The 16,908-nt window shown below is 39.8% G+C and carries 12 protein-coding genes and 1 riboswitch; of the genes, 11 read left to right on the forward strand and 1 reads right to left on the reverse strand.

Going from position 1 to position 16,908, the window contains the following annotated elements; translation table 11 throughout:
* Positions 1 to 16 precede the first annotated feature (16 nt).
* A riboswitch (Lysine riboswitch) is annotated at positions 17 to 217 on the reverse strand.
* Between the two features lie 191 nt (positions 218 to 408).
* From H5159_RS16810 to H5159_RS16835, 6 genes are all read left to right on the forward strand, one after another.
* Complete coding sequence (locus H5159_RS16810; protein ID WP_138489945.1) at positions 409 to 1,107, forward strand: DNA-3-methyladenine glycosylase I; 699 nt, start codon at positions 409 to 411, stop codon at positions 1,105 to 1,107.
* Positions 1,108 to 1,115: 8 nt separating this feature from the next.
* A complete protein-coding gene (locus H5159_RS16815) occupies positions 1,116 to 2,525 on the forward strand; it encodes a YdiU family protein (RefSeq protein WP_182780695.1) in 1,410 nt (469 codons plus the stop codon).
* 390 nt (positions 2,526 to 2,915) lie between these two features.
* A complete protein-coding gene (locus H5159_RS16820) occupies positions 2,916 to 3,977 on the forward strand; it encodes an OmpA family protein (protein WP_154903746.1) in 1,062 nt (353 codons plus the stop codon).
* A gap of 292 nt (positions 3,978 to 4,269) precedes the next feature.
* Positions 4,270 to 6,867 (forward strand): bifunctional aconitate hydratase 2/2-methylisocitrate dehydratase, encoded by a 2,598-nt coding sequence (acnB, locus tag H5159_RS16825; RefSeq protein WP_024606517.1) that lies wholly within the window; start codon positions 4,270 to 4,272, stop codon positions 6,865 to 6,867.
* A gap of 200 nt (positions 6,868 to 7,067) precedes the next feature.
* Entirely contained in the window at positions 7,068 to 7,700 is a 633-nt protein-coding gene (locus H5159_RS16830) for a 2OG-Fe dioxygenase family protein (protein WP_002958808.1), read from the forward strand.
* 11 nt (positions 7,701 to 7,711) lie between these two features.
* Complete coding sequence (locus H5159_RS16835) at positions 7,712 to 8,947, forward strand: cysteine desulfurase-like protein (protein ID WP_182780696.1); 1,236 nt, start codon at positions 7,712 to 7,714, stop codon at positions 8,945 to 8,947.
* 20 nt (positions 8,948 to 8,967) lie between these two features.
* Here H5159_RS16835 and H5159_RS16840 read toward each other — a convergent pair whose 3' ends face one another.
* A complete protein-coding gene (locus H5159_RS16840; protein WP_182780697.1) occupies positions 8,968 to 9,672 on the reverse strand; it encodes a 2OG-Fe(II) oxygenase in 705 nt (234 codons plus the stop codon).
* A gap of 33 nt (positions 9,673 to 9,705) precedes the next feature.
* Here H5159_RS16840 and H5159_RS16845 point away from each other — a divergent pair, with 33 nt between their 5' ends.
* The 5 genes from H5159_RS16845 to H5159_RS16865 all read left to right on the forward strand — a co-directional run bounded on the left by H5159_RS16845 (position 9,706) and on the right by H5159_RS16865 (position 16,870).
* Positions 9,706 to 10,104: a thioesterase family protein gene (locus H5159_RS16845; RefSeq protein WP_002958811.1), complete on the forward strand. Its 399-nt coding sequence runs from the start codon at positions 9,706 to 9,708 to the stop codon at positions 10,102 to 10,104.
* Positions 10,105 to 10,467: 363 nt separating this feature from the next.
* Positions 10,468 to 11,442: an aldose epimerase family protein gene (locus H5159_RS16850; protein WP_182695897.1), complete on the forward strand. Its 975-nt coding sequence runs from the start codon at positions 10,468 to 10,470 to the stop codon at positions 11,440 to 11,442.
* Between the two features lie 187 nt (positions 11,443 to 11,629).
* Positions 11,630 to 14,377 (forward strand): TonB-dependent receptor, encoded by a 2,748-nt coding sequence (locus H5159_RS16855; protein ID WP_182692448.1) that lies wholly within the window; start codon positions 11,630 to 11,632, stop codon positions 14,375 to 14,377.
* Between the two features lie 192 nt (positions 14,378 to 14,569).
* Entirely contained in the window at positions 14,570 to 16,096 is a 1,527-nt protein-coding gene (locus H5159_RS16860) for a tryptophan halogenase family protein (RefSeq protein WP_182780698.1), read from the forward strand.
* 12 nt (positions 16,097 to 16,108) lie between these two features.
* On the forward strand, positions 16,109 to 16,870 hold the full coding sequence (locus tag H5159_RS16865) for a SapC family protein (RefSeq protein WP_024594649.1): 762 nt from the start codon (positions 16,109 to 16,111) through the stop codon (positions 16,868 to 16,870).
* The last annotated feature ends 38 nt before the right edge of the window (positions 16,871 to 16,908 follow it).

The following is a 16,908-nucleotide window of genomic DNA, read 5'->3' on the forward strand; positions in this document are numbered from 1 at the left end:
CACGGCCTTAATATTTAAGACCAGAAGCTCTCCACCAAACTAACAAGCTGCTTTTTATAAGCAGCTATTGGTGACAGTCGCTAGGGTTCAACCTAGTCGCCCGAAATAAACACCTCGCAAAAGTGGTTACTTCTCGGCGTTAATTCCCCTCACGTATGCTTGCTGGAGTTTGCGCTCCTAACATACGCTACCTGAATAACGCACCTCTTCTAGCCCTTTGCACCTGTTTGTAGAGTAAAACTTACAAACCTGTGCAATTTAAATAGGGTAATTACGGCGATTAAAGCATTTTAGCCGTCTAGGTGTCAAGCGACTAAATACAGATTAATTCATCGAAAAGAGGGGTGGTTACGTATTAGGTGCTTTTCTCGTACACTAGCAATATAAGTAGTGAGGTATTTAATTAGTATGGAAAAATTTAGCGATATTTATAAGCGAGCGGTAGAGCGAAAAGGCTCTGAAAAAATGCTTAAGTTATTACTTGCAAAACCGCTATCTAAAAAACAACTAAGCACGTTAAGTGACGACGATTGGCTTGAAGAATTTACTCGAAAAGTATTTCAAAGCGGCTTTTATTGGTCAGTCATAAATAATAAGTGGGCAGGCTTTAGAGAGGTTTTTTGGGATTTTAGCGTTGATAAGTTATTAATGATGCCACCTGATATGCTGGAACAAAAAGCAACGGATGAGCGAATTGTTCGTAACTATAAAAAAGTAAAAACAATTACCGAAAATGCTTACATGATCCACGAAATAGCAGGGGAACATGGCAGTTTTAGTCAGTTTATCGCTAATTGGCCGACAGACGATATTATTGGTTTGTGGGCGTATTTAAAAAAACATGGTTCGCGTTTAGGCGGAAATACAGGGCCTTATGCGCTGCGAGCACTTGGTAAAGATACATTTTTACTATCACGCGATGTAGAGAATTATTTGCGTGCCCATAAAATTATAGACGGCGGCTTACAAACTAAAAAGTCACTAAATGCAGCCCAAGCTTTTTTTAACGAAATGCAAAAGCAAAGCGGCTTAAGTATGCAAGAATTAAGCTTAATTGTTGCTTATGGCGTAGGTGACAACCGTGTTGGTATAAGTCAGCAACAATAGGAATTACAATGAAATTAGTGCCAAGATACACAGATATTGCGGAAAACTTCGCAATAGAAGATTTCCCTGCAAGTGTCGCCTCTCCTCAGTTATTACTGTGGAATGAGAGCTTAGCAAAAGAGTTTAATATTAACGTTGCGGTTGATTTGCGTGCCAGCACTTTTAGCGGTAACGAAAAACAGGCGATTCCTGCAGTAGCACTTGGTTACTCTGGGCACCAATTTGGACATTTTTCACCACGCTTAGGCGATGGACGAGCGCACTTACTGGGCGCTATTAGTGATGATAAAAACCAGTTATGGGATATTCAATTAAAAGGCTCTGGTGCTACTCCTTACTCAAGAGGAGGGGATGGGCGTTGCGCACTTGGTCCTGCTATTCGTGAATACGTAATGAGCGAGGCAATGCATGCGCTGGGAGTTAAAACCACACGCTGCTTAGCGGTTGTTGGTAGTGGTGAAACGGTTTATCGTAATCCGCCACAAGCAGGGGCTATCGTTACGCGTGTAGCAACTAGTCATATTCGTGTTGGCTCGTTTCAATATTTAGCGACGCAAGGCGATGTTGAAGGGCTTAAAAATTTAGCCGATTTAGCTATAGAGCGACACTACCCAGAAATAACCGATACAGGTTCGCAGCGATATTTAGCATTTTTAGGCGCTGTGATTAAAAACCAAGTTAAGCTAGTTGTGAGCTGGATGCGTGTTGGCTTTATTCACGGAGTAATGAATACAGATAATACGCTAGTTAGCGGAGAGACCATTGATTACGGTCCGTGTGCCATGATGAATAGCTTTGATTTTGATACCGTATTTAGCTCTATAGACAAACAAGGCCGCTATGCATTCGGTAATCAACCTAATATAGCTAACTGGAACTGCGCACGCTTAGCTGAGAGTTTAATACCGCTTATTAGCGATGATGACGAGCAAGCGGTTTCATTAATGACGCCATTTATTAATAGTTTTGCTGAGCAGTTTAATACTGAGTTTACGGCTATGTGGGCACAAAAACTGGGTTTAAATGAATCTAGCGATAGTAGTGGCGAGTTAATAGCAGAGTTGTTAACGCTATTAAAAGATAATCAGCTCGACTACACCAATGCCTTTGATGCGCTTACTGAATCCTTAAAAGGAGAAAAAAGCGTACCTGAGTCGCTAATTGAATGGAGAGCTAAGTGGGTAAGTTTAACTGACGATAATAGTTATGAAGTAATGAGAGCGGCAAATCCTCGTGTAATACCGCGTAATCATGTGATCGAAGAAATAATTGCACAATATAACGCTACAGGATCCAGCGAGTTGCTACAGCGCTTTATAAAAATAGCCAGCAATCCATATTCTAACAGTGAAGAGTTATCAGAATTTTGCTCTCCACCGACGAATGATAATGACTACCAGACTTTTTGTGGTACTTAATACTTAACTTTAAATATAACCGCATGATTAAAAAGAGTCATTTTTTAATCAAACATGCGCATATACCTAGGGGAATGCTAATTCTGGTGGTATTATGCGCACAATTAAAACCAAGCAATATTTCTTTGCATTTATAAGTGCATTTAATTTAATTGCTCTTACATTCCTTGCTAAGTACTAATTTACAATAAACTACTATATTTATTTTTCAATAAAGTTTTAATTTCGCCTATAGTAAGTGGATGTGTGTTGCGACAAGGCATAGAAAAAAGTTATAAACTTTATTTTTCGTTAAGTATTGATTAACAAAGGCTCAGTTAGTCTATATAAAACTGATTGAGCTAGTATCGATTAGCTACAATTTAAAATTGTTCAAATGGGAAGAAAACAATGAAATTAAAATCACTTACAATTGCAATCGCGTTGGCTGCAACTAGCGCATCTACATTCGCTGCTGATAAAGAAGAAGGTTTCTACATTGGCGCATTTGGCGACTACTATGACGCATCTTGGAAAAACATGCGTGACCAAGCCGGTCTTGACGTAAACGAATCAACTGGCTGGGGTGTTGAAGCTGGTTACCGTTTCAGTGATTACTGGAGCGCACGTCTTGAATATGCAGACATGGATTTTAATGCTTTTGATAAAGTTGCTGGCAACCGTAACAATATTGATGGCGAGCGTTACGGTATTGATGCTCTTTACCATTTAGACGGCGGTCCTTTCTATGGTCTTTTCGGTATTAAAGAAATTGACGTAGTTGATGACAACACATTCTTAAATGCAGGTGTTGGTTACCAACATTTCATTACAGATGGCTTATTTGTAAATGCTGAAACAGCTGTATACCAAGGTCTTGACCGTGGTTACACAGATGTTGGTGCTAAAATTGGTATTAACTACTTATTTGGCCAAAACTCTGCTCCTGTAGAGCCAGTAAAACCAGCTCCAGAGCCTAAAGTAGTTGAAGTAGCTGTAGCTCCTGTAGACAGCGATAACGATAACATTCCTGATGCAGATGATAAGTGTGCTAACACACCAATGACTGATGCTGTGGATGGTACTGGTTGTACTTTATATGAAGATAAAGAAGTAACAGTAAGCTTATTAGTGACTTTCCCTAACAATGCTTCTGCAGTATCTACTCAATACTTAAATGATATTGAAAAAGTATCTGCATTCTTAAAAGAGTACCCAGATACAACAGTACTATTAGAAGGTCACACTTCTGCTGTAGGTAAAGCAACTTACAACAAATGGTTATCTAAAAAACGTGCTGATGCTGTAGCTAAGCAACTTGTTGCTGATGGTATTGCTGAAGACCGTATTACTACAGTTGGTTTAGGTGAAGAGCGTCTTAAAAATGATGCAAACACTAAAGCTGCAAACGCAGAAAACCGTCGTGTAGAAGCGCATATCAAAACTATCAAAAACGTTAAAGTTTTACGTTAATTAAATAGTTTGTAATAAAAACCCAGCCAAGTGCTGGGTTTTTTTATGCCTGTAATAAATTAATATTAGTTAATGGTAATGATTCTTACTTAATAAGTATTCATGAAAATAGTTTTTACTACAACCACTATTCATAGTATTTATAATCGGTATAATCAGTTGCGCAACTGGATGGATTTTCATCTATCCATAAAAGCTTTATAATTACGCGTTAGAATACTATAAGTATTGGGTAACTTATTTGCGCCCAAAGCGCTACCGGATACTTTCACGTCACCAAGAGGGCAATATTGTGCTACAAGAATATCGTAAACACGTAGAAGAACGTGCCGCGTTAGGTATCGTACCAGCGCCATTAGATGCTCAGCAAACTGCTGATCTTATTGAATTAATAAAAACCCCACCTGCAGGTGAAGAAGAATTCATTTTAGATTTGTTCATTCAGCGTATACCAGCTGGTGTTGATGATGCTGCTTATATTAAAGCGGGATTTTTAGCAGCTGTAGCTAAAGGTGAAGCTAATTCTCCACTTGTTTCTAAAGAAAAAGCGGCAGAATTATTAGGTACAATGCTGGGCGGTTACAATATCGCGCCAATGATTGACCTACTTGATGACGAAACACTTGCACCAATCGTAGTTAAAGGCCTTTCAAATACATTACTTATGTTTGATGCGTTCTACGATGTTGAAGAAAAAGCAAAAGCGGGTAATACATTCGCTAAGCAAATTATTGAGTCTTGGGCAAATGCAGAATGGTTTACTAATAAGCCAGCTGTTGCTGAAAAGATCTCAGTTACTGTATTTAAAGTAACTGGCGAGACAAATACTGATGACTTATCACCAGCACCAGATGCATGGTCTCGTCCAGATATCCCACTTCATGCTTTAGCAATGCTAAAAATTGAACGTGATGGAATTACACCAGACAAGCCAGGCGAAGTAGGTCCAATCTCTCAGCTTGAAGAATTAAAAACTAAAGGCTTACCACTTGCATATGTAGGTGATGTTGTTGGTACTGGTTCTTCTCGTAAGTCTGCAACTAACTCTGTACTTTGGTTCATGGGCGATGATATCCCATTCGTACCAAATAAGCGTGTTGGCGGTGTATGTCTAGGTAATAAAATTGCTCCAATCTTCTTCAATACAATGGAAGATTCAGGTGCATTACCAATCGAATTAAATGTTGATGAGCTTAACATGGGTGAGCAAATCGATATTTACCCGTACGAAGGTGTTGTTAAGAGCCACGGTACTGACAAAGTAATCTCAACTTTTGAACTTAAATCTGATGTAATTTTAGATGAAGTTCGTGCTGGTGGTCGTATACCACTTATCATTGGTCGTGGTTTAACTGATAAAGCACGTACATCACTTGGCCTAGGTCCAACTGATGTATTTAAAGTACCAACAGTGACAGAAGTGTCTGAAAAAGGCTTCACACTAGCGCAAAAAATGGTTGGTAAAGCGTGTAACGTTCCAGGTATTCGCCCAGGCCAATACTGTGAACCTAAAATGACAACTGTTGGCTCGCAAGATACAACAGGTCCTATGACACGTGACGAACTTAAAGACTTAGCATGTTTAGGTTTTTCTGCAGATTTAACAATGCAGTCTTTCTGTCATACGTCGGCTTACCCTAAACCAATCGATGTAAACACTCACCATACGCTTCCTGATTTCATCATGAACCGTGGCGGTGTGTCACTTCGCCCAGGTGATGGTGTAATTCACTCATGGTTAAACCGTATGTTATTACCAGATACTGTAGGTACTGGTGGTGATTCACATACACGTTTCCCATTAGGTATTTCATTCCCAGCAGGTTCGGGTGCAGTAGCATTCGCAGCAGCTACAGGTGTTATGCCTCTTGATATGCCTGAGTCAATTTTGGTTCGCTTTAAAGGTGAAATGCAACCAGGTATCACTTTACGTGACCTTGTACATGCAATCCCTTACTTCGGTATTAAAGAAGGTTTATTAACAGTTGAGAAAAAAGGTAAAATTAACGAATTCTCTGGTCGTGTACTAGAAATTGAAGGCGTTGAACACCTAACTGTTGAGCAAGCGTTCGAACTATCAGATGCATCTGCAGAGCGTTCTGCAGCAGGTTGTGCGGTTAAACTTTCTAAAGAGTCTATCGCAGAATACCTAGAATCAAACATTGTTATGCTTAAATGGATGATCTCTGAAGGTTACGGCGATGTACGTACTATTGAGCGTCGTATTACTGCAATGCAAGATTGGTTAGCTAACCCAGAACTAATGGAAGCTGACGCTGATGCAGAGTACAAACATGTACTTGAAATCGATTTAGCAGATATTAAAGAGCCAATCCTTTGTGCTCCAAATGACCCAGATGATGCACGTTTATTATCTGATGTTACTGGCGAGAAAATCGACGAAGTATTCATCGGTTCTTGTATGACTAACATCGGTCACTTCCGCGCAGCAGGTAAGTTACTAGATGGCTTTAAAGGTCGTATCCCAACTCAGCTTTGGGTTGCCCCGCCAACTAAGATGGATAAAGATCAGCTTACAGACGAAGGTTACTACGGTATCTTTGGTCGTGTAGGTGCACGTATCGAAACTCCAGGTTGTTCACTATGTATGGGTAACCAAGCACGTGTTGCAGACAAAGCAACGGTTGTGTCTACCTCTACACGTAACTTCCCTAACCGTTTAGGTAATGGCGCGAACGTATTCTTAGCTTCAGCAGAACTTGCTGCAGTAGCGGCTATTTTAGGTAAACTACCTACTCCAGCTGAGTACCAAGAATACGCAGCGAAGATTAATGCAACGGCTGCAGATACTTACCGTTACTTAAACTTCCACCGTATGCCTGCTTACACTAAAAAAGCAGACAATGTGATTATTCAACAAGCTGTATAACTTTTAGAGTTTGTTTAAAAACCCGCTTCGGCGGGTTTTTTATTGGCTAAAACAAATATTAGATAGTTCATGCTTCTTTTTTTGTATTATTGTATTAACTCTAGTCTTAAATTGCTTTTAAAGTAATTAATCGCGCAAAAATTCCTATCAAAATGCATTAAAATCCTTATCAATATTCTCATTATTTTAGGCGAGATTTTATGACAGCATTAAACAACCAGAATTTATTGCAACTACGTTTTGTTAACCAAGCAAATATTGATTTGGTTAAACCTTCTTTTGATAACCTTCCTGCAAACCTTTATGCAGATGGTGCCTTTCGTAAACGTCGTTATTCAGTAGTAAAAATGCAAAATGGTGAAATAAAGCTACAGCAAGCCAAAGCATTTGTTCAAGATGATTCAATTAATACTTTTCAAGGCAATGTAGAGCGTACTTACGAAAATTTAGAGCAAAGTTTACTTGAGTCAGAGGGCATGAAAAGCATTGTAAATGAGTTTCGCCAACTTACCGGTATTGATGAGCAGCGTGATATTGAAATTCATCAGTTCCGCATGCTTGCCATTGATAGCGATACACCTGCAGCGCCAGAAGGCGTGCATCAAGATGGTTTTGACCATGTATGTATATGCGGTGTTTCTCACGAGAACTTAGAAGGTGGCGAACTGCTTGTATACGAAAACAAGCAAGCTGAGCCTTGTTTTAAAATGGAAATAAAAGACGGCATGTTTGCATTAATAAACGACCGTCAAGTGTGGCATAACGCAACACCTATGAACAAAATTGATGCTAGCAAACCAGGTTACCTGGATTGTTTTGTATTAACGTCTTAAGGAAGTTAGGCATGAACATAACGCAATTACGTGAGCAGTTTCCAGCATTAATGCAGAACGTTGATGGTAAATCGCCAATATTTTTAGACGGACCAGGTGGCTCGCAGGTACCAACATCGGTGCTTACTGCGATGACAGCTTATTTAGGTCATTATAATTCGAACTTAGGTGGCGCGTTTTTTTCAAGTGATAAAACGGTTGAGTTGATGGCGAATGCGCGCCAAGCCGCCGCAGACTTACTTAATGCACCTAGCTCACAACAAATTGTGTTTGGTCCAAACATGACCAGCCTTACGTTTAGTTTTAGCCGTGCAATTTCACGCGACTGGCAGGCTGGCGATGAAATAATTGTAACCAATGCCGATCACTTCTCGAATGTATCGTCGTGGCAACAAGCTGCAGAAGATAAAGACGTTAAAGTTAATACGGCTTTAATTAACGAAGCTGATTGCAGCTTAGATATGGCGCAATTTGAAAGCTTATTAAACAGCAACACTAAGCTTGTAGCGGTCACTTACGCTTCAAATACCACAGGTTCAATTAATAATATTAAACGTATTGTTGAGCTTGCTCACGCTGTAGGTGCACTTGTTTATGTTGATGCCGTACATTATGCACCGCACGAACTTGTTGACGTGCAAGCACTTGATTGCGACTTCTTAGCGTGCTCTGCGTATAAGTTTTTTGGCCCGCATTTAGGTATGGTTTACGGTAAAAAAGAACATTTAGACGGGTTTACGCCTTACAAGGTTGAGCCAGCTAAAGACGTAGCACCAGGTCGCTGGGAAACCGGCACGCAAAGCTTTGAAGCAATGGCTGGTTTTATCGCAGCTGTTGATTACATTGCGGCGATTAGCGAACTTGACGATAGCCATTCACGCCGCGAAAAGTTAAGCGTTGCTTTTGCTAAAACTAAGCAGCACGAAATGGCGCTTAGCGAACACTTTTTAACGCGCTTAGTTAATTATCCACGTATTAAGTTATTTGGTATTGATGATTTTGATCGCCTTAATGAGCGTACACCTACTTTTGCTTTAATTTTTGAAGGGCTTGAGCCACGCGCCGTTTCAGAATTTCTAGGTAAGCAGCATATTTGTGTGTGGGATGGTAATTTTTACGCGCAAGGGTTGTGCAAGCAATTAGATGTGCTTGATAAAGGCGGCGTAGTGCGCATTGGTTGTATGCACTACAACACCATTGAAGAGCTAGATCAGTTGTTTAATTTATTTGATGCACTGCTCGGTTAAATAATACTGATTTTGGTGCGCTAACTCTTAGGCGCACCATATATTTGTTCTGCACGGTTAAACAATACCCACGAGGTTAAAATATACTTATTGTTTGATACTGGCTTATTGCCTCTATGAGTATGTGTAAAGTAGCCAGGTGCTATTACCATAGTGCCTTTTTGAGGGGCGATTTTACGGTTTTGATAATAAAACTCTGTTTCACCACCTTCTTCTACATCGTTTAAGTAAAACATAAATAACAACACGCGATGCAAAGCTTCATTGTGCTGTAGCTGCGGATAAACTTCACTGTGCCAGTAAGGGTAGCCACCTTTGTTTACTTCGTATTTTTGCGCTTGAATTTTACCGAGTCTAAAAATTTGCTGAACTAAAACGGGTAATTGCGGTTTACCCACTTCTTCAAAATTCTCTTGGGTTAAATCGACTACTTCGCCTGTTTTTGGATGATAAACCTTTAAGCCAAATGCCCCAATCATCATAAAAATATGCTCTTCAACATACTTAAAAACATGCTGTGCAGTCGTTTGTTGTATATGTTTTAATTGTTGTGCATATTCGGGGTGATTATTTAAGTGTAGGTCGTGGCTGTCTTTTTTCTTTAAGTCGACACCGCCCGATGTTACCCCTTGTCTTACATGCGGGCTTTGCGCGAATGTGGAAATAAATTCATCGCAAAACTCATCGCTTAATGCGTTATTAATAACGCGTATAAAGTCCGTCATGGTTTACCTTTATATAATTATTATTGGATTTTTATGTTTATTGAAAAAGTGATGCCGCGCTTTAGCGAAACAGATGCACTCGGACACATCAACAATACCGTACTCCCTGTATGGTTTGAAGTCGCGCGTGGACCTATTTTTAAGTTTTTTACACCGGACTTAAATCCACATGATTGGAAATTGATTATCGCCAAAGTTGAAGTGTCGTTTGTGGGCGAATTATTTTATGGCCACGAAGTGACCGTAAAAACCTCTGTAGAGCATATAGGCACTAGCTCTTTTACACTTAGGCAAGAAGCATGGCAACACGATAAATGCTGCGCAATAGGAAAAGCTGTGATGGTGAGGTACGATTTTATTGCTAAATCAAAGCAAGCGCTTAGCATTGACGAAAAAGCGGCGCTTAACGAGCATATTTACCAAGGGAGTTAACCTTACAAAGCTTATATTTTATATAAGCTCATGCTGAGCTGGATTAGTGTAAATAAATAATGGCAGCTGTAATACCTATCCTCAATAAGACTTAATCAATTTGAGGGATTAAATCTGACGATAACTGCGTTAAAAATTTCTGATATAGAACAACTAAATAACGAAATTTTTGCCTTGTTATCAACACGATTTTTTTTCCTCAAAATAGATCACTTAATTAAGTGAAGAGGTATAAATTTTTGTCGAGAAATTTTAACGTATTTAGATTGAGTTGCAGGCTCCAATTATATACTATTTATATTATATATTGTTGCGCCGTTATAACAGGAAATGTTAATTCGGTAATTTGATTGGAGTATGCGTGTGACATCTATTGCCAGTAACCAGCCTTTACAAGTTATTCAGCTCAGTGATGGTGAGAATTTAACAGCTGAAATTTTACCGTTTGGCGCAATAATAAAAAGCATTAAATTTAAAAAACAAGAAATGACGCTTAGCGTCGATGACCCTCAATACTATCTTGAAAACCCATTTTACTTAGGCGCTACAGTAGGTCGATACGCTAATCGTATTGCAAAGGGGCGTTTTAGCTTATCTGGTACGCAGTATCAATTAGAGGCAAATAACGGTCCTAATAGCCTACATGGCGGTGTTAAAGGTTTTAATAAAGTACTTTGGCAAGTAACCAAACAAACTGAAAGTGAAGTTGAGCTTTATTATTGCTCGCCCGACGGCGAACAAGGTTTCCCCGGTGAGTTGCAGGTTTGGCAAACTATTAGCGCTAAAAACGGCGAGCTTACTCTGCACTTTAAAGCGCTAACCAATAAAGAAACGCTCGTTAACTTTACTAACCATTGCTACTTTAATCTTGATGGCAGCTCATCAATTAATGAGCATCTTGTTCAAATTAATACCGATCGTTACCTTCCTATTGATACAACTAGTATTCCACTTAATGAAGCCGCTTTAGTTTGCGGTACCTGCTTTGACTTTACTAAGCCAGCTCAAGTTGGTGAGGCCTTAAGCGCCGTTCATCCTCAGCTAGAAGCTGGAAATGGCTTTGATCACTGCTATATTTTTAATGATGACAGCAGTTTAAAGACGATGGCTACATTAACTTCGCCACACACGAACGTTAGTTTAACCCTTAAAAGTACGCAGCCAGGCATGCAGCTTTATACCGCAAACTTTGTTGGTTCGCCTTTTAAAGCACGGCAAGCTTTGTGTTTTGAAGCGCAAAATTGGCCAGATGCGCCAAATCGTGAAAATTTTCCAAAGGCTAATTTATTGCCAGCAGAGAAATACGAACAGGTTATTATTTACGCTTTTTCTGAGTGAATACAGTTCTTTAATGTTAATTAAAAGAAAACCAAAAGAAAATATACGGTAATTGAATGCTATCCATAATTAAGGAAAAGGTTGCACTTTTTGCCGGTTTAAAGTATTTATAATATAAATAGTATTTGAAACTATACGCACTACCACAACGACACAACGACTACACACAATCAGGAGTTTTTAAAAAATGGTAATTAACAATAAGTTATCGTTCAACAAGAAAACCGCGCTCAGTATTGCTATCACTGGTATATTGGCAAGCGGAAGCGTTGCAGCTCAAGGCGCTGAAGGCAATACGCCTACAGTAGTAAATGAAGATGTTGAAGTTATCGCAGTAACGGGTATCCGCAGCAGCTTACGTTCATCAATGTTAGATAAAAAAGCATCTAATGTTGTTACAGACGGGATTAAAGCAGAAGATCTTGGTAAATTTCCTGATTTAAATGTAGCAGAGTCTCTGCAACGTATTACAGGTGTAGCAATTGACCGTAGTGGTGGTGAAGGCCAAGCGGTAACTATTCGTGGTTTTGGTCCACAATTTAATACTGTACTTGTTAATGGTCGTCAAATTGCGACAGACAGTGCAGGTCGTGAATTTAATTTTGATGTATTAGCAGCAGATCAAATCACCGGTGCTGATATTTATAAAAGTAATACTGCAACGCTTCAAGAAGGCGGCATTGGTGGTACGGTTAACGTAACTACAGCACGCCCTTTTGATTTTGGTGGTTTACATATTTTAGGTTCAGTTAAAGGTATGTACGAAAGCCTTTCTGAAGAAGTATCTCCATCAACATCATTCTTAATAAGTAATACGTTTAACGATGACAAGCTAGGTGTGCTTTTTGCCATCACTAATCAACAACGTAAACTTCAAAATAACCAAATTTTAACGGCAGGTTGGCGCGGTGGCCAAACAATATCTAACCCAACTGATGGTGTATTGTTTGAAAATGCCTACATTCCACGTAACTGGGACCAAGTAGTTGATGAGCAAGACCGCGAGCGTACAAATGCAAGTTTAGTACTTCAATACGCACCATCTGACGATGTTACGATTACGGTTGATGGAATGATTTCAAAATTTGAAGTTGATTCGTCGGTGCGTGATTTAGCATCTTGGTTCGAACCAGACCGTGTAGGCAGCGCAACAATTGATGCTGAAACGGGTACGCTTTTAACTTTCTCTCAAGAAGTTGGCTTAGGCGCACCAAGTGGCGACCCTGCAAGCGACTTTGTATCACATACACGTAACTCACGTGACGTAACTAATAAAGCATTTGGTATTAATGTAGATTGGCAAGTAAACGAGTCACTAAAAGCAAAATTTGATGTATCTCGCTCAACAGCTGAAAACGACCGTGCAGGTAATGATCGTTTTAACGTAGTGGGTATTATTAACAGCTATACTTTTGACGGTACAGGCAGCATTCCTACCGTACAGCATGATGGCTTTGAAAATGGTTCATTGCCAGATCCAAGCCTAGCGCGTCTTCACTACAACGAAATTGGTAATCAATTTACTGATGAAGATGAAATCACTGAAGTAAAAGCCGATTTTGAATACGTGCCAGATAAAGGCCCAGTAGAGCGTATTAACTTTGGTGCTTATCGCCAAGAGCGTGAAAAATCTAGCTTCCAAATTTTTGGTAGCCAATGTCAATTTTGTGGTTACGGTACACAAGCACCGCTTGATGAAATTGATTTTGAAGCATACACAGCGAGTAATTACTTCCCTGGTTTGATCGATACATTTTATAGCTACGATGGCGATAAAATGCTTGATTACTTAGCCGATCAAGGTTTTCCAGTAGAGCCAACGCTACAAAATAACCGTTACACAATTAACGAAGACATCACTAGTTTATACATGGACTTTACGCTTGGTTTTGATTTAGCTGATATGCCGGTAACCGTTAATATGGGTGCTCGTTACTCTGAAACCGATATTGAAGTTGCTGCTATACAAAGCTTTATTAGCGATGTAGTTCCAACGTCAGATGCGACATTGTTTGCTAACGTATTTGGTCCTGCGACTAATATTGAACAAGGTACTAGCTACTCAAACTTACTACCGTCTTTCAACGTTAAGCTTGAGCTACAAGATAATATGATTTTACGTTTTGCCGCGTACGATAGTATTACTCGTCCAACTATGTCTCAGTTATCTCCTGCGACAAACTTTAACGAACCACGTCGTCAAAACTTAACGGCAAGTGGTGGCAATCCAGCACTTAAACCATTCCAATCAGAAAACTGGGATATCTCTTACGAGTGGTACTACAACGATGCTAACTTATTTAGCTTTGCAGTATTTAGTAAAGAAGTTGACGACTTTATTGTTACGTTAACGGGTGCAGAAACATACGAAATGTCTGACCGTTCAGGTCCTGATTTTGCGTGTACTACATGTACAGACCAAACAGATGACGAACTTATTGGTAGCTCAGAAGTTTACACTGTAAGCCGTCCTCAAAATGGTGAGTCTGCAACTGTAACCGGCTTCGAAGTGGGTGTTACTCACATGTTTGAAAATGGCTTTGGTTTTATCGCTAATGCGACTGTTGTGAATAGCGACATTAGTGTAGGTGATGATACAACTCAAACATTTGCACTTGAAGGTTTGGGCGATTCACAAAACTTAGTATTGTTTTATGAGCAAGACAACTGGCAAGCACGTGTTGCATTTAACAACCGTGAAGGCTTTTTACGCTTAGTTGATAACGGCTTCAATGGTGAACCAGTGAACGTAGAAACGTACGGCCAGTGGGATATTAGTGCAAGCTACGATATTAATGAAAACTTCACTATTTTTGCTGAAGGCATCAATATCACTGAAGAAGAGTTAGTACAAACAGGTCGTTTTGCTAACCAAATTTATTCAGTGGAAGATAATGGCTCACGTTACGCGTTTGGTATTCGCGGATCGTTTTAATTAATGTTTGAGGCGAACTTCTCGCCTCTTGTTTCATTGCAGCACATTAGTGCTAATACCAATTAGGTTAATTTAACAGTAATGTGTATTAGTTAACCTAATTGGCTAAAATGAAGCCACATTAAATCCAAATGCCCTACCGGGCATTTGTTGTATAAAACGTTATCAAAGATACTCAAAGAGTAGTCCATTATGAATAAAACAATAAAAACAATCGCAGTAATTGGTGGCGGCACAGCAGGATGGTTGAGCGCTGCAATTATAGCTTCGTATCACCAAGGAAAAAATGGTGATGGCTTAAAAGTGATGTTGGTTGAATCGTCAGATATTCCAACAATTGGTGTAGGTGAAGGTACCTGGCCCACTATGAAAAACACACTTCAGCAAATAGGTTTGCGTGAAGTTGATGTATTTAAAGCCTGTAACGCTACCTTTAAGCAAGGTGGTAAATTTGTAAATTGGACGCACGGCAACAACGACTTTTACTACCATCCATTTACTGTACCGCTAGGCTACGGCCGCATAGATTTAGCCCCTTATTTAGATAATGTTGAAGACTTTGCACAGCAAACTAATTTTCAACATGATATTTGCGAAGCAAGCTTAGCCCCAAGAGGTATAGCGCAAGGTGAATATCAAGGTAATTGTAATTATGCTTATCACTTAGATGCCGGCGCTTTTGCAGAAATGCTTAAACAGCATTGTAAAAGTAAGCTTGGTGTAGAGCATATTATTGGTACTGTTGATCAGGTAAAACTTGATGACGATGGTGCAATAAATGAGCTTACTCTAAAAGATCAAACCCGCATTATAAGCGCCGATTTATTTATAGACTGTACTGGTTTTTCATCATTGTTATTAGGCCAAGCGCTCAACGTAACGTTTAAAAAAATGGACCACGTGCTATTTAACGACAGCGCACTGGCAATGCAAGTCCCTTACGATGAAAACGATGACTCCTTAGCCAGCCATACCATAGCAACAGCGCAAAATGCTGGATGGATTTGGGATATAGGTTTAACGCATCGCCGTGGTGTAGGGCATGTTTATTCCAGCAAATTTTTATCAGACGATGAAGCAGAGCAAAACTTACGAAACTATTTAGGCGATGCAGCAAACGGTTTAACTGCCCGTAAAATTAGCTTTGAGTCGGGCTACCGTGAGAAGTTTTGGCATAAAAACTGTGTTGCAGTGGGTATGTCAGCAGGGTTTGTAGAGCCGCTTGAAGCAACCGCTATTATGCTTGTTGAAATTTCAGCACGCTTTGTAGCAGAGCATATGCCAGCAGATACACAAGTAATGCCTATTGTAGCTAAACGCTTTAACGAGCAAATGGACTACCGCTGGCAGCGCATTATCGACTTTTTAAAGCTCCATTACATGCTAACCAAGCGTCCAGAACCTTACTGGCAAGCGCATGTACATCCGGACACTATTCCACAAACCCTGCAAGAAGATTTACTGCTTTGGGGAAGCCGTGGCCCGCTTATTCAAGATTTTCATGGCGCATTAGAGTTATTCCCAGCCGCCAGCTACCAGTACGTTTTATATGGTATGGGCTTCAAACCAGACTTTACTAAACAGGCTTATTTGTATTCACAAGACGCGCAAGCCAAACAAATAATTGAACGTAACAGCCAGCTTACACAGCAGATGTTGCAAACTTTGCCGCCACACCGCGCTTATATTGAGCAGTGGTTAGCGGCTAACCCAGTTTAAGGATGTGTAACTATGGCTATTAGTGAACTCGTAAACACTAAACACCAAACATTAAAAATCAACCCTAATGCAGGTGTTGAATATGCAAAAACGCAGCATTTAGTTAATTTAAGAGCTAACGAAGTGGCAAAAGCAGCCTGCGACTTACCTATTTTTTTAGCACGTAATACACAAAATGGTAGTTATACCGTATCAGCGTTAACCAGCTTTAGTGCAGGTCAAAGTTTATTGGTTAATAACAACCAATGGCAGGCACTTTACACACCGGTATGTATACAAACTCACCCTCTTTATTTAATGACCCGTGAAGCAAATAGCAGCGACTACTTTATTGCGATTGATGATCAAAGCTCAGCCGTAAATACGCAGCAAGGCGAGGCACTATTTGATGCTAAAGGTAAGCCAAGCTTATTTTTAAATTCACAGCAAAAGCTACTTGAGAGCGATTTAAAAAATGATTATCAAACGTATCAATTTACCCAAGAAGTAGCGCGCTTAGGGCTTATTAAAAACATAGATATTGTATTGCAGTTTGAACAAGGCGAAACCCAAACTATTCAAGGTTTGAGCACCGTTGATGAAGACAAACTGCAAACTTTAGATAGCGATACCGTTGCAAACTTACACAAGCAAGGTTACCTAAGTGTGCTTAACAGTATGCTTATTTCACTGTTTCAGTTAAATGCATTGGTAAAGCTGCACAACCAACGTCCCGAACTTATGCCTTTAAAGCAAATTAAGTTAGAACTAAGTCGAGATGCGCACGCGCTGTAGCGTGCACTTTTTTATTACACAGACATTGCGCGTAACGC

The organism is Pseudoalteromonas sp. SG43-1 (genome assembly GCF_014164415.1).
Taxonomy (GTDB): domain Bacteria; phylum Pseudomonadota; class Gammaproteobacteria; order Enterobacterales; family Alteromonadaceae; genus Pseudoalteromonas; species Pseudoalteromonas distincta.

Bases quoted from the DNA above. Each gene is read 5' to 3' on its own strand.
- H5159_RS16860 (WP_182780698.1), top strand. From the start codon at position 14,570: ATGAATAAAACAATAAAAACAATCGCAGTAATTGGTGGCGGCACAGCA.
- H5159_RS16820 (WP_154903746.1), top strand. From the start codon at position 2,916: ATGAAATTAAAATCACTTACAATTGCAATCGCGTTGGCTGCAACTAGC.
- H5159_RS16840 (WP_182780697.1), bottom strand. From the start codon at position 9,672: ATGACGGACTTTATACGCGTTATTAATAACGCATTAAGCGATGAGTTT.
- H5159_RS16810 (WP_138489945.1), top strand. From the start codon at position 409: ATGGAAAAATTTAGCGATATTTATAAGCGAGCGGTAGAGCGAAAAGGC.
- H5159_RS16830 (WP_002958808.1), top strand. From the start codon at position 7,068: ATGACAGCATTAAACAACCAGAATTTATTGCAACTACGTTTTGTTAAC.
- H5159_RS16855 (WP_182692448.1), top strand. From the start codon at position 11,630: ATGGTAATTAACAATAAGTTATCGTTCAACAAGAAAACCGCGCTCAGT.
- H5159_RS16845 (WP_002958811.1), top strand. From the start codon at position 9,706: ATGTTTATTGAAAAAGTGATGCCGCGCTTTAGCGAAACAGATGCACTC.
- H5159_RS16835 (WP_182780696.1), top strand. From the start codon at position 7,712: ATGAACATAACGCAATTACGTGAGCAGTTTCCAGCATTAATGCAGAAC.
- H5159_RS16815 (WP_182780695.1), top strand. From the start codon at position 1,116: ATGAAATTAGTGCCAAGATACACAGATATTGCGGAAAACTTCGCAATA.
- H5159_RS16865 (WP_024594649.1), top strand. From the start codon at position 16,109: ATGGCTATTAGTGAACTCGTAAACACTAAACACCAAACATTAAAAATC.